Origin of the sequence: Massilia sp. TWP1-3-3, assembly GCF_049897805.1 — a bacterium.
In the GTDB taxonomy this organism is placed as follows: Bacteria; Pseudomonadota; Gammaproteobacteria; order Burkholderiales; family Burkholderiaceae_D; genus Telluria_A.
On sequence record NZ_JAFCWX010000007.1, the window covers coordinates 217,444 to 234,465 of the forward strand.

The following is a 17,022-nucleotide window of genomic DNA, read 5'->3' on the forward strand; positions in this document are numbered from 1 at the left end:
GATGTCCTGAAAGAGACAACTGAACTATAGTTCCTCGTGTATTTTCTTTCTGTGCGTTGCCACACACAAGCAAAAGATTCCACGAGGAAATACGAATTAATTGATTTCCAGCACGTTTGGAAGCTTCATCATGCGCTTTTTTTCCCTCTTCGGTACCTGACAACGAGACTAGTTGCCACCGCGCTGCGCACGTATTAGTATCGCAAACTTAGCGATTACCTAATTCGAAAGCCCGGATGCCGACTTCATGTCAAACAGCGTGCTGACCGCCGCCGAGCGTACCAGCCTGCGCGACGCCTCCATGCGCGTGCGCGAAAGCATCCTCCAGATTGTCTACGACGCCGGTTCCGGCCACGTGGGCGGCGCCCTGAGCCAGACCGACATCCTGGTCGCCCTGTATCACCGGGTGCTGCGCTTCGACCTTGCGCGGCCCGACTGGGCGCAGCGCGACCGCTTCATCCTGTCCAAGGGCCACGGCGGGCTTGGACTGGCTGCGGTGCTGGCCGATTGCGGCCTGCTCGAACCTGCGCTGCTGTCCAACTTTGGCGACACCGGCAGCGCGCTGGGCATGCACATGGACCACCGCCAGGTCAGCGCGATCGAGACGGCCACCGGTTCGCTCGGCCACGGCCTGGGCATCGCCACCGGCATGGCGCTCGGCGCGCGCCTGCACCGCTGGCCTTCGCGCACCGTGTGCCTGCTGTCGGACGGCGAATGCTACGAAGGCTCGACCTGGGAAGCGGCGATCGCGGCCTCCAGCCAGCGCCTGAACAAGCTGATCGCCATTGTCGACCGCAACCGGCTGACGATGGATGGCTTCACCGAACAGGAAGTGCCGCTCGAACCGCTGGCGCAGAAATGGCAGTCGTTCGGCTGGCGCGCCGTCACCTGCGACGGCCACGACCACGACGCGCTGGCCGACGCGCTCGCGCAGGCGTGCGCGCCGTGCGAGGCGCCCAGCGTGATCATCGCCGACACCGTCAAGGGCAAGGGCGTGGCCTTCATGGAGGACCAGGCGCGCTGGCACTACGGCGCGCTCGACTCGCAGATGCTGGCCGTGGCGCTGGCGTCGGTGCGCGCGGGAGCGCCGGCATGAGCACGAGCCACGCAAGCGCCAAGATCCAGGGCTTCACCTGGACCGTCGAAGACGTCAACCTGATCAGCGAGGCCGAAACCTGGGGCGAGGTGCTGGTCAAGGCCGGGCATGCCGATCACCTCATCGTCGCCCTCACCGCCGACCTGGGCAACTCGACCAAGATCGGCCGCTTCAAGGCGGCCTTCCCCGAGCGCTATTTCAATGTCGGCATCGCCGAGCAAAACCTGATGGCGGTGGCGGCCGGCCTGGCCGCGACCGGCTTTACGCCCGTGGTGTGCAGCTACGCGACGTTTGCCACGCTGCGCGCGGCCGAATTCGTGCGCACCGATATCGGCTACGGCGCGCGCAACGTCAAGATCATCGGCACGCTGGCGGGCGTGGCCTACGGCCAGGGCGGGCCGACCCACCACGCCGTCGAGGACCTGGCCATCATGCGCGGCATTCCCGGGATGGTGGTGCTGGCCCCCGCCGACGGCCATGAAATGGGCGCCGCGCTGCTGGCCGCGCTGGCGCACGCGGGGCCGGTCTACCTGCGCCTGGGGCGCGGCGTGGAACCCGACCTGCCGGCCCTGCACGGCCTGCCCTTTGAAATCGGCAAGGCGCGCGAACTGGCGCCTGGCTCCGACGTGGCGCTGTTGGCCATCGGCCCGTGCGTGCACGAAGCCTTGCGCGCCGCGCGCCGGGCCGCGCGCCACGGCGTGAGCGTGCGGGTGCTGAACGTGGCATCGGTCAAACCGCTCGACCGCGCCGCCGTGCTGGCCGCCGTGCTCGAGGTGGGGCGGGTGATCACGGTCGAAGACCATTCCATCGTCGGCGGCCTGGGAACCGCGGTGGCCGAAGTGATCGCCGAATCGGGCCAGGGCTGCAGTTTCCGGCGCCTGGGCCATCTGGACACTTTCCTGCCGATGGGCGTTCCCGAAGACCTGATGCATATCGGAGGCTTCGATGAAGACGCGATCCTGGCCGCCATCGCCGCCATGATGGGCGCCGACTTTACCGAGCGTGTCGATTGGGAGAACGCCCCGTGAGCGCGCGCGAGGAACTGCGCGCGCGCGTCTTCCTGCGCGCCCTGGTGCCGCTGCTGGAACTGGTGGTGCGCGACCTTCCCTCCATGGCCGGCGCGTTCGCCAAGGTGGAGGCGAGCGTGCAGATCGCGGTAGCGAATTCGCCGCTGGCCGCGCGCCTGGTGTTTGCCGGCGGCGCGCTGCAGGTCACCCACGACATTGGCCCGGCCGAACTGGAGTTCACGTTCAAGGATGTCGCCGCCCTCAACGCGTTTTTCGGTGGGGCACTGGTGCTGCCATCGGTGTCAGGCGCTCTGCGCCATCCGGTGCTGTTCACGCGCGTGGCGCGCCTGTTCGCCACGCTCAACATGCTGCAGCCGCAAGCGGCGCCGCTCGAACCTGCACAACGCAGCTTGCGCGTGACGCTGCTGCTGCAGCTTGTCACGCGCGCGCTGGCCGAGCTGCAGCATGGCGCTCACCCCGGCATGACGGCGCTCACCGCGGCAAGCCCCGACCGGCTGTACCAGTGGACCGTGGCGCGCGAAGGCATCGTGTGCTGGCTGCGCATGAAGGAAGGCAAAGTACTGACCGGGCGCGGCGCCTGCACCGCTCGCGAGCCGTTCGTGCATTTCGTGTTCCCCGATGTGGACGCCGCGCTGGCGGTGCTGACCGCCACCGGCAGCCAGATGGACGGCGTGCGTGGCGGCGCGGTCGAAGTGATCGGTAGCCCCGAGTACAGCCGCAAAATCAGCCTGCTGATGCAGCAGGTCGACCAGCTGCTGGTGGAGGGTTGATTGCATGAAGGCGATGGAGACGACTGCGTATTATTCGTTCGGGGTGCCGCTGTATTTCCTGCTGATCTGGCTTGAAGCACGGCGCGCAAAAAAGCGCGGGATGCCCGCCATCACGCTGCCCGTATCGATCAACAATCTGTCCACCGGCCTTGGCACGATGGTCATCGGCCTGTTTCTGGGTCCCGCGCTGATCCTCCTGTACGAGTGGGCGTTTCGCCATTTCGCGCTGCTGCACTGGGGCGCGGGCAGCTGGCAGCCGTGGGTGCTGGCGCTGGTGCTGGCCGACTTTGGCCACTACTGCCACCACCGGTTCGACCACCGCGTGGCGGCCTGCTGGACGGTGCACGGCGTGCATCATCAGCCCGAGCAGATGAACTATACGGTCGCAATGCGGCACGCCTGGTTTTCAGATCTGTATTCGTTTCCGTTCTATGTGTGGCTGCCACTGGCCGGGGTGCCGACCGCGCATTTTTTCATCATCACCACCTTGATGTCGCTGCATGCACTGCTGACGCATACCGAACAGTTTCGTTTTCCCAGCCTGGGTATCTTCGTCACGCCGCAGTCGCATGTGCTGCACCACGCGAAGAACGATCCGTATGTGGACAAGAATTTTGGGGCCATGCTGTGCATCTGGGACCGGCTGTTCGGCACCCACGTGCGGCGCGATCCGGCGCACGCGCCGCAGTACGGCAGCAGCAACGGCTATGAGACGCATGACGGGGTCAGGTCGCAGTTCGTGCTGCAGCGCGACCTGTGGCGCTTGGCGCGCCAGGCCGGGTCATGGCGCGAAGGCTTGCGCGTGCTGTTCGGGCGTCCCGGGACGCTGCCTGCGGGCGCGCGCGCGCCGGTGCCGGGAACGGCCTTGCCGGCGGCGAGCATTGGGCGCGGCGTCAAGATCTATGCGGCTGTGCAGTTTGTGGTGACGCTGTGCTTGTCGCTGCTGGTCTTGATCCCGCGCGATGATTTTGCGTGGCAGTGGCAGCTGGCTGCGGCAGTGGCGACGGTGGCGGCACTGTCGTCGATTGGCGGCTTGCTCGATGGGCGGCGCCGGGCGTGGGCGGTGGAGGCTGCCAGGTGCGCCGTCACGCTGGCCGCCGGTGCCTGGGTGCTGCTGGCGTGAGCGGCGCTGCCGCCGGTATGAACGTGCTGCAGGACCGTAGGTCGGATAAGCGAAGCGCAATCCGACCTACGGTCCTACCGCCCGATCTCGAAAGACGCCGGGAAAACCATGCGTACTGCCCGTTGCCTCCGTCTACCGCACCAGCCCCAGCTCCGCCCGCAAGCGCGCATCCACCGACGGCTTCCAGATCTGCTGATCGAGCCAGTAATGATGAAAAAACAGCCCCCAGTACAGCGCCAGAAACATCTGCGCCGCGTGCGAGGGCGCCAGTTGCCCGGGCGGCGGCGCGCCCCGCAAGAACGTGAGCCACAGATACAGCAGCGACACCACTACCATCACCCCATACGCCAGCAGCGGCTTGCGTCCAAACACATCGGCAGCGCGGCGGCGGCTGGTGGCAATCACCATCCCCAGATACTGCATCCCATGCACAATCCCGGCCACCACGCTGGCGGCCATGAACACTTGCTCGGGCGTCAGCACCCCTGGCAGCAGCGGCTCGCGCATCCCCACCGCAAAAAACGCAAACAGCGTGCTACCGACCGCCACGAACAGTGCCAGCAAGCCTGGCCTGAGCGTCTCGCCGCGCCGCCAGCGCTGCACCAGCGCCAGCATCCACCCGCACACGGCCAGCCCCAGCGCGCCGGCCAGCACGGCGGCGACAACGCGCTCGCCGTGCCCGAGCGCAGGCGCCAGACCGAGCTGGGCACGATTGAAATGGTGCAAAAAAATGAACAGCGCGACCGCGCCCCACATGGTGGCGTGCAGCAGGCCGCTGTCGAGAAGGCGCGCCTGTGCGCTGGCCTTGCCCAGCCGCTGGTACACCGACACAATGCCGTGATGCTGGCGCACCGCATGGTGATACGACCATAGCGCGGCGCCACCCAGCAGCAGCAAGAACAGGTCGGGCCGGCCCAGCCACCATGATGCAATGAGCATGAATGGCGCCGGCAGCAGCCACAGCAAACTGACCAGCAGCATGCGCCGCCGTTCGCGCCGGCACTGCGCGTCGAGGTAGGTGCGCTGCCAGGTCGCCACCAGGTGCGGCCCTTCAATCAGCCACAGCCACAATAACCACAGCGGCATGATGGTTGCCGGCACCGCCAGCGCAAGCGAGCCTGCGGCCACGGCCAGCATTCCGGCACCAAAGAAAAAGCACCGGTCAAAGCTGCGCCCGCCGATCCAGCCGGGAGTGTTTTGCCAAGCCGCCGCGCCAGTGTCTTGCATCGTTCACCCGTAAAAAAAGCTCCTGCACTTGATTGTAGGAGCTTTCGGGGCAATGTAGGTTACCAGCGCACGTCGGTTTGCTGCCAGGCCTCGAGTGCCTTGATGCGTTCGAACCAGGCCATCACATTCGGGAAGCGCTCCAGGGGCAGGCGGCCGCGCTCGATGTACATCAGCGACGGGGCGATCGCCAGGTCCGCCAAAGTGATCGACTTGCCGGTCACCCATTCGCGCCCTTCAAGCTGGGCGTCGAGCACGGCGCCGAACTGCAGCAGCTCGCGTTCGCCGCGCGCCAGTTCGCGCGGGTCGGCTTCGCCCATGCCGCGCATGGCTTTCCAGATATTTTCAGACGTCAGCACGCCGACCGCCGGCGCGAAATGCTGGCTGACCCAGAACATCCAGCGGTTGACGTCGGCACGGGCGCGCGCATCTTGCGGGTACAGTTCCTGGTCCGGCGAAAGGTCGGCCAGGTACTGCATGATGGCGCACGATTCCCATAACGAAAAATCGCCATCTTCCAGCACCGGCAGCTTGCCGTTCAGGTTGATCTCACGCAGGCGCTTGCGCTCTGCCTCGTCCTTGAGGTTGACTTCGAGCAGCTCGAGCGGCATGCCCAACAGGTGGGCGGTCAGACGCACGCGGCGCGCATTCGATGACAGGGGGTTGGTGTAGAGTCGCATGTCATATCTCCTTGGTGTTGTGAACAGACCTTCATCATAAGGGCGGCCTGCGACAGTTTCTGTCAGGAGTCCGGGTCGATATCGAGTTCCTTGCGCCAGCGCGCCAGCAGGTCGCTGCGGTGCGCCGGATAGCGCTCGCCCGTGCTGTCCGCCTGCCTAACGCGGTCGATGCGAAAGTGCCGAAAGCTCGAGCGCAGTTCGCACCAGCCGGCCAGGATGCGCCGCCCTTCAAAAAACGCCAGCGCGAACGGCCACACCACGCGCTCCGATTCCTTGCCGGCCTCGTCGCAATACAGCATGCGCAGCTTGTGTTCGTGGCGAATCGCTTCGCGCGCGGGCTGCAGGAACGCTTCACTCGAGCGCGCCGCGCGCGGACCCGGCACCCACAGGCTGGTTTCTGCCATGGCGTCGCGCAGGTCGCGCGGGGTGGCGGTGGCAATTTTTGCGAGCGCGTTGCTGGCCGCCTGGGCCAGGCCGTCGTCGCCCTGCTGCCGGACCCAGCGCGCACCCAGCACCAGCGCTTCGAGTTCGTCGGGGCTGAACATCAGCGGCGGCAAAAACATCCCGGCGCGCAGCAGGTAGCCGACCCCGGCTTCGCCTTCGATGGGCGCGCCCAGGCCGGCCAGCGTCTGGATGTCGCGGTAGATGGTGCGTTCCGATACGCCGAGCTTGTCGGCCAGCGCGGCGGCGGTGACGGGGCGGCGGTTGGCGCGCAGCGCGTCCATCAGCAGGAACAGGCGTCCGGTGCGGCTCATGGTTCTCCAAATGAAAAATGCCGCGTAGCGCAAAGGCTACACGGCATGTATTGCAAAGCGGCTCAGGCAGTCGCGTTAGACGACGGCCCCGTCCGTTTCATCTTTTTCCTTGATCGGCTTGATCAAGTCTTCGCGCTTGACGCCCAGCCACATGGCGATTGCCGCCGCCACGAACACCGACGAGTAAATGCCGAAGCAGATACCGATGGTCAGCGCGATGGCAAAGTGATGCAGCGTGGTGCCGCCAAAGAACAGCATCGACAGGACCATCATCTGGGTACAGCCGTGGGTGATGATGGTGCGCGAAATGGTGCTGGTGATCGCGCTGTCAATGACTTCTTCAACGCTGGCCTTGCGCACCTTGCGGAAGTTTTCGCGGATTCGGTCAAAAATCACCACCGATTCGTTGACCGAGTAGCCCAGCACCGCCAGCACGCCGGCTAGCACCGCCAGCGAAAACTCCCACTGGAAGAAGGCAAAAAAGCCCAGGATGATGACGACGTCGTGCAAGTTGGCGATGATGGCCGACAGTGCATATTTCCATTCGAAGCGAACCGCCAGATAGACCATCACGAACAAGACCACCATGATCAGCGCGTATGCGCCATTGGTGGCCAGTTCGTCACCCACCTGCGGACCGACGAACTCGACTTTGCGCTGTTCGAGCACCTGCGCGTTGGCCGGGTTGAAGCAACTTGCCTTGGTCTGTTTGACGCCTTTGGCATCGGCCAGTTCCACCGACTTGGGCTCGCCGCCCTCGGCCTTGCACAGGGTCTCGAAGACGATCTGCGAACTGCTTGCGCCAGGCACGACCTTGACTGGCGGCAGGCGCAGCATGACGTCTTGCGCGGTGCCGAAAGGCGTCACTTCAGGCGCCTCGTAGCCGAGCTTGTGCAAGTCGGCGCGGATTTTTTCAAGATTGGCCGCGGCCGGATAACGCAGTTCCATCACCGTGCCGCCGGTAAATTCGACCGAATAATTCAAGTTCTTGGTAAAAAGAAAAAACACGGCTGCCACGAAGGTCAGCGCCGAAATCACGTTGAAAATCAACGCATGGCGCATGAAGGGAATATCTTTCTTGATGCGGAAAAATTCCATCTTAAATCCTGTTGTAGTGAGTACGTCTTGGGTACTGATGAATACGTATTATTTCGCGACCGAAAGGCCAGGCGTCCAGACGGTACCAATCGATACGCCGCCGAGCTTTTTCTTGCTGCCGTACCAAAGGTTGACCACACCGCGCGACAGGAATACCGCCGAAAACATCGACGTCAGGATACCCAGGCAGTGAACCACGGCAAAGCCGCGCACCGGACCGGAACCGAACACCAGCAGCGCGATACCGACGATCAGCGTGGTGACGTTGGAGTCGAAGATGGTGGCCCAGGCGCGGTCGAAACCGGTGGCGATGGCCGACTGCGGCGACGCCCCGCTGCGCAATTCCTCGCGGATGCGCTCGTTGATCAGTACATTGGCGTCAATTGCCATGCCCAGCGCCAGCGCAATTGCGGCAATACCGGGCAGGGTCAGCGTTACCTGCAACAGCGACAGCAAGGCCAGCAGGAACAACAGGTTGGACGCCAGCGCCACGACGCTGAAGAAACCAAACATGTGGTAGTACAAGATCATGAAGATGGCGATGGCGATGAAGCCATATACCGTCGAGTACAAGCCTTTTTCGATGTTCTCGGCGCCAAGCTGAGGGCCGATCACGCGCTCCTCGACAAACTCCATGGGCGCGGACAAGGCGCCCGAGCGCAGCAGCAGCGCCAGTTCGTTCGATCGTTCCGCCGTGCCCATGCCGGTGATATTGAAGCGGCTGCCCAGTTCTTCCTGGATGGTCGGGACCGACAAAACACTATATTTGCCCTTTTCCTTGAGCAAGATGGCCATACCCTTGCCGACCCGCTCGCGCGTGGCTGCGCGCATCTTTCGCCCGCCGTCGCCGTTCAGCTCAATCGACACGACCGGCTGATGGTTCTGGTCGACGGTGCCGATGGCCGAGCTGATGTAGTCGCCCGTCAGAACAATGTCCTTGTACACGACCACCGGACCGCCCTGTTCGGCGGTGAACAATTCCGAGTTCAGTGGAATGGTGGCGCTGGTCTCGGTGCCGCGCGTGACGCTGGTGTCGACCATGCGCAGTTCGAGCGTGGCGGTGCGCCCGATGATGTCCTTGGCGTGGGCGACGTCCTGCACGCCCGGCAGCTGAACCACGATGCGGTCTGCGCCCTGCTGCTGGATGATCGGCTCCGACACGCCCAGTTCGTTGATCCGCTTGGACAACGTGGCAATGTTTTGCTTGACGCCTTCTTCGGTGGCTTTCTTGAGCGCTTCCGGCTTGATCGACAAGACCAGCTTGCTGCCTTCGCCATCCACGGATTCGGCGAACAGCAGTTCGGTCGTCTCCTTGGCCAGCAGTTCGCGCGCCTTGGTGCAGCTATCTGCATCGCGGCATTTGATTTCGACGCTGTTACCCGTGCGCTCAATGCCGGTGTGCAGGCTCTTGCCGCGCAGCTGGCTGCGCACGCTCGAGACCACGCCCTTGATCTTGTTGTCGGTGGTGGCCGCAACGTCCACCTGCAGCAGGAAGTGCACGCCACCGCGCAAATCCAGGCCCAAGTTCATCGGCGCGGCATGCACCAGTTGCATCCACTTGGGCGTGTTCTTCACCAGGTTGACCGTGACGATATAGTTCGGGTCGGCCGGATCGGTGTTCAGCGCCCGCTCGAGCGCCAGTTTGGCCTTGAACTGCTCGTCCGTGGTAATAAAGCGCACGCGCACCGAGGTGGTGTTGCCGCTACCCTCGACTTGGACTGCCTGCGCCGCAACGCCAGCCGTCCTGAGCGCCTCGGACACGCGCTGTGCGGTGTCGGCGCTGATCTTGAGGGTGGTGCGGCCGGTCGTCACCTGCAACGCCGGCGATTCGCCGAAGTAGTTGGGCGCCGTGTACAGCGCGCCGAACAGCAGCGCGATGACGATCAAAACGTATTTCCAGACGGGATAGCGGTTCATAGTATTCCAGCGGTCAGATTGAGCAGGCAAGCGGCGCGATGCCGCCCGTCAGGCTTACAGCGACTTCAGGGTGCCTTTTGGCAGCAGGGTGGTCACTGCGTGCTTTTGCACGGTGATTTCGGTGTTGGCGGCAATTTCGAGCATCACGTAGGTGTCGAGCACTTTGGTGACTTTGCCCAGGATGCCGCTGGCGGTGACGACTTCATCGCCCTTGGCCAGCGCGTCCATCATCTGGCGCTGTTCCTTGGCTTTCTTCTGCTGCGGGCGGATCATCAGGAAGTACATGACCACGAACATCAATACCAAAGGAAGGAAGGTGGACAAGTTGCCCATCAGGCCGGAATTTGCAGCAGCGGGGGCCGCTTGTGCGTAGGCGTTAGAAATAAACACGAGAACTCCAGGGTGAATTGGTTGAATGAGTAAAAAAAGCAGCGCTGTATTCTAGCATCGACGGGTGTGCCAAGACCAATTGGGGGTAGTTGGCCTGTTAATTTGTTTTTGCAAGGTGTTGATTTGCAATAAATTTGTGTTGGGCCGCCAGGCACCCCACCGTTAAACGCCGCGGGCGCGGGCAGCGTTGAACTCCAGCCTGAACGCATGAAACCGGTCAGCATCGATCGCATCGCGCATTTCGCTCATCAACTTCAGGTAATAATGCAGGTTGTGAATCGTATTCAACCGCGCCCCTAAAATTTCTTTCGAGCGGTGCAAGTGATGCAGATATGCACGCGAAAAGTTTTTGCAGCAATAGCAGTCGCAACTCTCATCGAGCGGGCCCATGTCTTCCTTGTAGCGTGCATTCTTGATCTTCACATCGCCAAAACGCGTGAACAGCCAGCCATTGCGAGCATTTCTGGTCGGCATCACGCAATCGAACATGTCGATGCCATTTGCCACGCCGGCCACCAGGTCTTCCGGCGTACCCACGCCCATCAGATAGTGCGGCTTGTTGGCCGGCAGCTTTGGTCCGACGTGCGCCAGCATGCGCATCATGTCTTCCTTCGGTTCGCCCACCGATAGCCCGCCAATCGCAATGCCGGGGAAGTTGATCTCTTCCAGGCCGGCCAGCGACTCGTCGCGCAAATGCTCGAACATGCCGCCCTGGACGATGCCAAACAGCGCGTTCGGGTTCTGGCCCTGGGTGAATTCATTCATCGAACGCTGGGCCCAGCGCAGCGACATGCGCATCGACTTGCCCGCTTCCTCGGTCGTGGCCGGCCGGCCGTCAATCTCGTAAGGCGTGCATTCGTCGAACTGCATCACGATGTCGGAATTGAGCGAGCGCTGGATCTGCATCGAAATTTCGGGAGAGAGGAACAGTTTGCTGCCGTCGATGGGTGACTGGAACTTGACGCCTTCTTCGGTAATCTTGCGCATTGCGCCCAGCGAAAACACCTGGAAGCCACCCGAATCGGTCAGGATCGGCCCGTCCCAGCCCATGAAGCCGTGCAGGCCGCCGAATTTGTCGAGCACTTGCGTGCCCGGACGCAGCCACAGGTGGAAGGTATTACCCAAAATGATCTGGGAACCGATTTCCTTCAGCTCCACCGGCGACATCGCCTTGACCGAGCCGTAGGTGCCCACCGGCATGAAGATCGGCGTTTCGATGACGCCGTGATTGAGCGTCAGGCGGCCGCGGCGCGCGTGCGACAGGCCGCTGGTGTCGGTTTTCAGGAGTTTGAAGTCGAGCATGTTTAAACGTTCTTTGTAGTGAGCAGCATGGCGTCGCCATAGCTGAAAAAGCGGTATTCGCTGGCGATCGCATGCGCGTAGGCGCGCCGGATGGGTTCATAACCGGCAAAGGCGGACACCAGCATCAGCAGGGTCGACTTGGGCAGGTGGAAGTTGGTAATCAGGCGCGTGACGGTCTTGAAGGTGTAGCCGGGCGTGATGAACAGGGCCGTGTCGGCGCTGCCCGCTTCCAGCTGGCCCGACTGCGACGCCGATTCGAGCGCGCGCAGGCTGGTGGTGCCGACGGCGACAACGTCACGCCCGGCGGCCTTGGCGGCGCGCACCGCGTCCACGGTCGCTTGCGGCACGCTGTACCACTCGGTGTGCATCTTGTGCTCGGCCAGCACTTCCACCCGCACCGGCTGGAAGGTGCCGGCGCCCACGTGCAGCGTGACGTAGGCGAAGTTGACGCCCTTGGCCTTCAGCCTGGCCAGCAGGGCTTCGTCGAAATGCAGGCCGGCGGTGGGTGCGGCCACCGCGCCCGGCTCGCGCGAATACACGGTCTGGTAGCGCGTTTCGTCGAATGCGTCGGCGTCATGCTCAATGTACGGCGGCAGCGGCAGGCGGCCGTGCGCTTCGATCAGGTCGAACACGTCGCCGTCGAACGTGAGCGTGAAAAACTCGCCGGCGCGCTCGCCCGCGGTGACGTTGAAAGCGTCGGCCAGGCGGATCTTGTTGCCCGGCTTGGGCGACTTGGAGGCGCGCACCTGGGCCAGCACGGTGCGCTTGTCGAGCACGCGCTCGACCAGCACCTCGACATTGCCGCCGGTTTCCTTGACGCCGAAAAAGCGCGCCTTGAGCACGCGCGTGTCGTTCATTACCAGCAGGTCGCCGGGAACCAGCAGGTCGACCATGTCCCCGAACTGGCGGTCGATGATGGTGTCAAGGTCCAGGTGCAGCAGGCGCGAGGCGCTGCGGTCCGGCAGCGGCAGTTGCGCGATGCGTTCCGGGGGCAGGTCGAAATCGAAGTTGGAGAGCGAATACATAGTTTGAATCAGCATAGAAGAGATTGAGTCAACGTGACGCTTGGCGGATTGCGCTTTGCTTATTCGCCCTACGGTTTTCCGGCTACGAACCGTAGGGCGGATGCAATCCGCCAAGAGTGGCCGCGACTGCGTACAATAGCGCTCACGCGTCGGGCAACCCTCTATTTTATCCTAGCGCAGCTAAATCGCAGCAATATGCCCCCATCAAAACCAAAAGCCGCGCCAAAAACCAACGAAAGCAAGCTCGCCAAGCTGGGGCTGCACACCGATATGGACCTGGTGCTGCACCTGCCAATGCGCTACGAGGACGAGACGCAAGTGGTCCCTATCCGCGAGGCGTGCCTGCGCGGCGGCCACGTGTCGCAGGTGGAAGGCGTGGTCACCAAGAATGAGATTTCTTACCGGCCGCGGCGCCAGCTGCTCGTCACCATCGCCGACGAAACGGGTGACTTGCTGCTGCGCTTCATGAATTTTTACGGCAGCCAGGTCAAGCAGCTGGCCGAAGGCACCCGCGTGCGCGCCCGGGCCGAACTGAAACACGGTTTTTTCGGCGCCGAGATGGTCCATCCCGGCTACAAGGTGGTCAATGAAGGCGCACCGCTGCCCAAGGAACTCACGCCCGTGTATCCGTCCGGCGAAGGCCTCTCGCAAGCCATCCTGCGGCGCGCCATCGCCGACGCCATGAAGCGGGTCGACTGGGCCGACACCCTGCCCGCCGCCCTGCTCTCGTCGATGAGCCTGTCGAACTTTGAACCGGCGGTGCGCCTGCTGCACTACCCGCCGCAGGAAATCGACGCCAACGCGCTGGTCGACCGTTCGCACCCGGCCTGGGTGCGCATGAAGTTCGACGAACTGCTGGCCCAGCAGCTCTCGCTCAAGCGCGCGCAGCGGGCGCGCCGCGTGAAAGGCGCGCCGGTGCTCAAAACGGTCGGCGCGCTGTCCGAAGGCTTTTTGGGAGAACTGCCCTTCAAGCTGACCGGCGCCCAGCAGCGCGTGCTCAAGGAGATTCGCGCCGACCTCAAAAACGGCTACCCGATGCAGCGCCTGCTGCAGGGCGACGTCGGCAGTGGCAAGACGGTGGTGGCGGCGCTGGCGGCGGCGCAAGCCATCGACAGCGGCTACCAGGCCGCGCTGATGGCGCCGACTGAAATTTTGGCCGACCAGCACTTTCGCAAAATCGCCGCGTTGATGGAGCCGCTCGGCGTGAAAGTGGTGTGGCTGACCGGCAGCCTGAAAAAAAAGGACAAGGTCGCCGCCACCGCGCTGGTTGAATCGGGCGAGGCGCAACTGGTGATCGGCACCCATGCGCTAATCCAGGACACGGTGCAATTTGCCAAACTGGGACTGGTGATCGTCGACGAACAGCACCGCTTTGGCGTGGGCCAGCGCCTGACGTTGCGCAACAAGGGCAGCAATGGCAAGACGCCGCACCAGCTGATGATGTCGGCCACGCCCATTCCGCGCACGCTGGCGATGACGTATTACGCCGACCTTGAAGTGTCGGTGATCGACGAGCTGCCGCCTGGCCGCAGCCCCATCGTCACGCGCGCGATCGACCAGAACCGGCGCGATGAAGTCATCGAACGGGTGTACGCGGCGACGCTGGAAGGCCGGCAGGTGTACTGGGTCTGTCCGCTGATCGAGGAGTCCGAGGCGCTGCAGCTGCAAACGGCGACCGACACGCATGCGATGCTGGCCGAGGCCTTGCCCGACTTGCAGGTGGGGCTGGTGCATGGCCGCCTCAAGCCGGCCGAAAAGCAGGAAGTGATGGACGCTTTTACCACCAACGACGTGCAAGTGCTGGTGGCCACCACCGTGATCGAGGTGGGGGTGGACGTGCCCAACGCGTCGCTGATGGTGATCGAACATGCGGAGCGCTTTGGCCTCTCGCAGTTGCACCAGCTGCGCGGGCGCGTGGGCCGCGGCTCGGCGGCCAGCGTGTGCCTGCTGCTGTATCAAAGTCCGCTGGGGCAGATTGCAAAGCAGCGCTTGATGACGATGCGCGAGACCACCGATGGCTTCGAGATCGCCCGGCGCGACCTGGAAATTCGCGGGCCGGGCGAATTTTTAGGCGCGCGCCAGTCGGGGCAGGCGATGCTCAGGTTTGCCGATCTGGAGACCGACCAGTGGCTGGTGGAGCAGGCGCGCGGCGTGGCGCACAAACTGATTCATGATGCGGTTGATGATGTGGTCGAGGCGCATCTGGCGCGCTGGCTCGGGGGCAAGGAAGAATTCTTGAAGGTTTGATGGGTCTTGGGCGGCGCATGGTGGAATGCGCCCGTTGGGCTTTTCCACCCTACGTTTGCGGTATCGGTTGCCACTTTTGCTTGGGCCTGAACACGCTGGCGTCGGCGTAGAAGGCGGCGTCCTGGCCCTCCCACCAACCCGGCACGCCCAGCACCGGCAGCGGTGTAAAGCAGGCGGTGCTCAAGCCTTCGGCGGCCAGCGATGCGGCCACGTGCGCGTCGATCCAGGTGCGCTGCGCATCGTGATCGAGCGCGAAAAAGGCGTCGCCTGCCGGCACCACGCGCGTGTGCGCGGTGATTGCCTTGCGCGGGGCGACCAGCTTTTCCATCAGTGCGTGCCCGAACAGCCACACCTGTACGTCGGGGCCGAACGCGGCGCAGCGTTCATGCAAGGCTTCGCTCCACAAATGCGCGCGCAAGGCCTCGACCAGCGCTGCGCCTTGCGAACCTTGGCGCACCACCAGCAGCGCGCAATTTTCATCAAAGATGGTAGCGCCGTCGCGCGCCGCGCCGCGCGACTTGCCCACGCCCGCCAGCGCGATCTGCGCCGCCTGCAAGGCATTGAGCTGCAGCTTGATGCGCGGGAAAGTGAGCCACACCAGGCCGTTGAAAAAGTCATGCAGGTTCTCGCGCGTGGGCACGCAGCCGGTGGCGCCGATGAATTCTTCGTAGGCGCGCCCTTCGGGCAAATCGGCCTGCGGCACAAAGCGCACCGGCTGGCCGCGCTGGTTCACCAGCGCCAGCGCGGCGGCGCCGGCATTCAGAGCGCCGGTGAGGCCGAGCGCGTCCAGGTCCGGGTCCAGGCCCGCAAAGGCGGGCCGCACCGAATCGTACCAGCGGCGCGTCCAGTCAATCTGCGGGAACATCGGCCTACAGCAGTTTCCAGTTGATCTGCTCGCCGCCGTTAAGCGGCACCAGCGTGGACTCGGCCAGCGGCACCGTTTGCGGCAGCGTCCAGGCTTCGCGCTTGAGCGTCACGGTCCCGGTATTGCGCGGCAGCTCGTAGAAATCCGGACCGTGGAAGCTGGCGAAGGCTTCGAGCTTGTCGAGCGCGCCGGCACGTTCGAACGCTTCGGTGTACATCTCCATCGCGTGCAGGGCGGTGTAGCAGCCGGCGCAGCCGCATGCGGTTTCCTTGGCGCCGATGGCATGCGGGGCGGAGTCGGTACCGAGGAAAAAGCGTTCGTCGCCGCTGGTGGCCGCCGTCATCAAGGCCAGGCGGTGTTCTTCGCGCTTGAGTACGGGCAGGCAGTAGAAGTGGGGACGAATGCCGCCCTTGAAAATCTCGTTGCGGTTGTAGAGCAGGTGGTGGGCGGTGATGGTGGCGGCGATCGGGCCGTCCGCTTCGGCCACGTATTGCGCCGCGTCTTTGGTGGTGATGTGCTCGAAGACGATTTTCAGCGCCGGCATGTCGCGCCGCAGCGGACGCATTACCCGTTCGATGAATACCGCTTCGCGGTCGAACAGGTCGATGTCCTGGTCGGTCACTTCGCCATGGACCAGGAAGGGCATGCCCACTTCCTGCATCACTTCAAGCGTCTTGTAGCAGCGCGTGAGGTCGGTCACGCCGGCGTCCGAATTGGTGGTGGCGCCGGCCGGGTACAGCTTGACGGCGTGCACGAAGCCGCTGTCGGCCGCACGCCGGATTTCGTCGGGGTCGGTATTGTCGGTCAGGTAGAGCGTCATCAGGGGCTCGAACGCCATGCCGGACGGCAGCGCGGCCAGGATGCGCTCGCGGTAGGCTTGCGCCATGGCGGTGGTGGTGACCGGCGCCTTGAGGTTGGGCATGACGATGGCGCGCGCGAACTGGCGTGCGCTGTGCGGCAGCACGCTGGCCAGCGCCGCGCCGTCGCGCAGGTGCAGGTGCCAGTCGTCGGGGCGGGTGATGGTGAGCGATTGCGGGGTGGCGAGGAGGGTCATGGCAGCTTTCGGCGAAGGATGCAGCATTTTACCTGCCCCCACGCGTGTTGGGGCGCCGGCAGCGGCGCCGGAAGTTGTCGCGCCATGGTTTGCTAAGCTCGCGCTTTGTCTAGACAACCGTTGGCATTGCGCATCAACTTTTGTCTAAAAATGCGAACTTTTGTCTTTCGCTGATTTTCCGGGATACAGTCGAGCTTGGTTCTGAGTTGGCAGTACTGCATGCTTGGCCGCCCGCAGGCGCAAGGGACATCGGAATCAACGGGTCATAGTGAAACACCACGCCTTTGGAGATCGCATTGAAAAAATCAATGATTGCTCTGCTTGTGTTGTTGCCATCGATGTAAGCCAGCGCTTCCGAACTCACCACCTGCACCGCCAGCAAGCGGGTCTACCTGACCGGCACCGTCATCAGCGCGCCCCGCTTCGCTTCGTCAAGTTCCACCCGGGA

The 17,022-nt window shown here is 63.7% G+C and carries 16 protein-coding genes; 5 read left to right on the top strand and 11 right to left on the bottom strand.

Annotation, left to right across the window (positions count from 1 at the left end; genetic code table 11):
• The first annotated feature begins 247 nt into the window (after nt 1-247).
• From ACP7D4_RS09415 to ACP7D4_RS09430, 4 genes are read left to right on the top strand one after another with little or no spacing between them, the layout of a single operon-like run.
• Nucleotides 248-1,096: a transketolase gene (locus ACP7D4_RS09415; RefSeq protein WP_426103862.1), complete on the top strand. Its 849-nt coding sequence runs from the start codon at nt 248-250 to the stop codon at nt 1,094-1,096.
• The gene (locus ACP7D4_RS09420) at nt 1,093-2,124 is read left to right on the top strand and encodes a transketolase family protein (RefSeq protein ID WP_426103863.1); all 1,032 of its coding nucleotides are present in this window, start codon (nt 1,093-1,095) and stop codon (nt 2,122-2,124) included. Before ACP7D4_RS09415 ends, ACP7D4_RS09420 begins: the two co-directional genes overlap by 4 nt.
• Nucleotides 2,121-2,894: a hypothetical protein gene (locus ACP7D4_RS09425; RefSeq protein WP_426103864.1), complete on the top strand. Its 774-nt coding sequence runs from the start codon at nt 2,121-2,123 to the stop codon at nt 2,892-2,894. Before ACP7D4_RS09420 ends, ACP7D4_RS09425 begins: the two co-directional genes overlap by 4 nt.
• 4 nt (nt 2,895-2,898) lie before the next feature.
• Nucleotides 2,899-4,017: a sterol desaturase family protein gene (locus ACP7D4_RS09430; RefSeq protein ID WP_426103865.1), complete on the top strand. Its 1,119-nt coding sequence runs from the start codon at nt 2,899-2,901 to the stop codon at nt 4,015-4,017.
• 132 nt (nt 4,018-4,149) lie between these two features.
• Here ACP7D4_RS09430 and ACP7D4_RS09435 read toward each other — a convergent pair whose 3' ends face one another.
• The 8 genes from ACP7D4_RS09435 to queA all read right to left on the bottom strand — a co-directional run bounded on the left by ACP7D4_RS09435 (nt 4,150) and on the right by queA (nt 12,408).
• Nucleotides 4,150-5,244, bottom strand: coding sequence for a hypothetical protein (locus ACP7D4_RS09435; RefSeq protein ID WP_426208793.1), 1,095 nt, complete (start codon nt 5,242-5,244; stop codon nt 4,150-4,152).
• Between the two features lie 59 nt (nt 5,245-5,303).
• On the bottom strand, nt 5,304-5,921 hold the full coding sequence (locus ACP7D4_RS09440) for a glutathione S-transferase family protein (RefSeq protein ID WP_426208794.1): 618 nt from the start codon (nt 5,919-5,921) through the stop codon (nt 5,304-5,306).
• 62 nt (nt 5,922-5,983) lie between these two features.
• Nucleotides 5,984-6,676 carry a helix-turn-helix transcriptional regulator gene (locus ACP7D4_RS09445; protein ID WP_426103868.1) on the bottom strand — a complete coding sequence of 231 codons (693 nt, stop codon included), beginning with the start codon at nt 6,674-6,676 and terminating at the stop codon, nt 5,984-5,986.
• A gap of 75 nt (nt 6,677-6,751) precedes the next feature.
• Entirely contained in the window at nt 6,752-7,774 is a 1,023-nt protein-coding gene (secF, locus tag ACP7D4_RS09450; protein WP_426103869.1) for a protein translocase subunit SecF, read from the bottom strand.
• A gap of 48 nt (nt 7,775-7,822) precedes the next feature.
• Entirely contained in the window at nt 7,823-9,691 is a 1,869-nt protein-coding gene (secD, locus tag ACP7D4_RS09455; RefSeq protein ID WP_426208796.1) for a protein translocase subunit SecD, read from the bottom strand.
• A 54-nt stretch (nt 9,692-9,745) separates the two neighbouring features.
• Nucleotides 9,746-10,081 carry a preprotein translocase subunit YajC gene (yajC, locus tag ACP7D4_RS09460; protein ID WP_426103871.1) on the bottom strand — a complete coding sequence of 112 codons (336 nt, stop codon included), beginning with the start codon at nt 10,079-10,081 and terminating at the stop codon, nt 9,746-9,748.
• A 162-nt stretch (nt 10,082-10,243) separates the two neighbouring features.
• A complete protein-coding gene (gene tgt, locus ACP7D4_RS09465) occupies nt 10,244-11,383 on the bottom strand; it encodes a tRNA guanosine(34) transglycosylase Tgt (RefSeq protein WP_426103872.1) in 1,140 nt (379 codons plus the stop codon).
• Nucleotides 11,384-11,385: 2 nt separating this feature from the next.
• Nucleotides 11,386-12,408, bottom strand: coding sequence for a tRNA preQ1(34) S-adenosylmethionine ribosyltransferase-isomerase QueA (gene queA / locus ACP7D4_RS09470; protein WP_426103928.1), 1,023 nt, complete (start codon nt 12,406-12,408; stop codon nt 11,386-11,388).
• Between the two features lie 195 nt (nt 12,409-12,603).
• Between queA and recG the strand changes: the two genes are divergently transcribed.
• The gene (recG, locus tag ACP7D4_RS09475) at nt 12,604-14,655 is read left to right on the top strand and encodes an ATP-dependent DNA helicase RecG (RefSeq protein ID WP_426103873.1); all 2,052 of its coding nucleotides are present in this window, start codon (nt 12,604-12,606) and stop codon (nt 14,653-14,655) included.
• A 49-nt stretch (nt 14,656-14,704) separates the two neighbouring features.
• Here the strand turns inward: recG and ACP7D4_RS09480 are convergent, their stop codons facing one another.
• From ACP7D4_RS09480 to ACP7D4_RS09490, 3 genes are all read right to left on the bottom strand, one after another.
• Nucleotides 14,705-15,520, bottom strand: coding sequence for a DUF3025 domain-containing protein (locus ACP7D4_RS09480; RefSeq protein ID WP_426208798.1), 816 nt, complete (start codon nt 15,518-15,520; stop codon nt 14,705-14,707).
• A gap of 4 nt (nt 15,521-15,524) precedes the next feature.
• The gene (gene pyrC / locus ACP7D4_RS09485; protein ID WP_426208799.1) at nt 15,525-16,574 is read right to left on the bottom strand and encodes a dihydroorotase; all 1,050 of its coding nucleotides are present in this window, start codon (nt 16,572-16,574) and stop codon (nt 15,525-15,527) included.
• Between the two features lie 133 nt (nt 16,575-16,707).
• Nucleotides 16,708-16,956, bottom strand: coding sequence for a hypothetical protein (locus ACP7D4_RS09490; RefSeq protein ID WP_426208801.1), 249 nt, complete (start codon nt 16,954-16,956; stop codon nt 16,708-16,710).
• Nucleotides 16,957-17,022 lie beyond the last annotated feature (66 nt).

Coding starts and splice junctions, on each gene's coding strand:
- ACP7D4_RS09440 (WP_426208794.1), bottom strand. CDS start 5,921: ATGCGACTCTACACCAACCCCCTGTCATCGAATGCGCGCCGCGTGCGT.
- secF (WP_426103869.1), bottom strand. CDS start 7,774: ATGGAATTTTTCCGCATCAAGAAAGATATTCCCTTCATGCGCCATGCG.
- secD (WP_426208796.1), bottom strand. CDS start 9,691: ATGAACCGCTATCCCGTCTGGAAATACGTTTTGATCGTCATCGCGCTG.
- pyrC (WP_426208799.1), bottom strand. CDS start 16,574: ATGACCCTCCTCGCCACCCCGCAATCGCTCACCATCACCCGCCCCGAC.
- ACP7D4_RS09430 (WP_426103865.1), top strand. CDS start 2,899: ATGAAGGCGATGGAGACGACTGCGTATTATTCGTTCGGGGTGCCGCTG.
- ACP7D4_RS09445 (WP_426103868.1), bottom strand. CDS start 6,676: ATGAGCCGCACCGGACGCCTGTTCCTGCTGATGGACGCGCTGCGCGCC.
- queA (WP_426103928.1), bottom strand. CDS start 12,408: ATGTATTCGCTCTCCAACTTCGATTTCGACCTGCCCCCGGAACGCATC.
- ACP7D4_RS09420 (WP_426103863.1), top strand. CDS start 1,093: ATGAGCACGAGCCACGCAAGCGCCAAGATCCAGGGCTTCACCTGGACC.
- tgt (WP_426103872.1), bottom strand. CDS start 11,383: ATGCTCGACTTCAAACTCCTGAAAACCGACACCAGCGGCCTGTCGCAC.
- recG (WP_426103873.1), top strand. CDS start 12,604: ATGCCCCCATCAAAACCAAAAGCCGCGCCAAAAACCAACGAAAGCAAG.
- ACP7D4_RS09435 (WP_426208793.1), bottom strand. CDS start 5,244: ATGCAAGACACTGGCGCGGCGGCTTGGCAAAACACTCCCGGCTGGATC.
- ACP7D4_RS09415 (WP_426103862.1), top strand. CDS start 248: ATGTCAAACAGCGTGCTGACCGCCGCCGAGCGTACCAGCCTGCGCGAC.
- ACP7D4_RS09480 (WP_426208798.1), bottom strand. CDS start 15,520: ATGTTCCCGCAGATTGACTGGACGCGCCGCTGGTACGATTCGGTGCGG.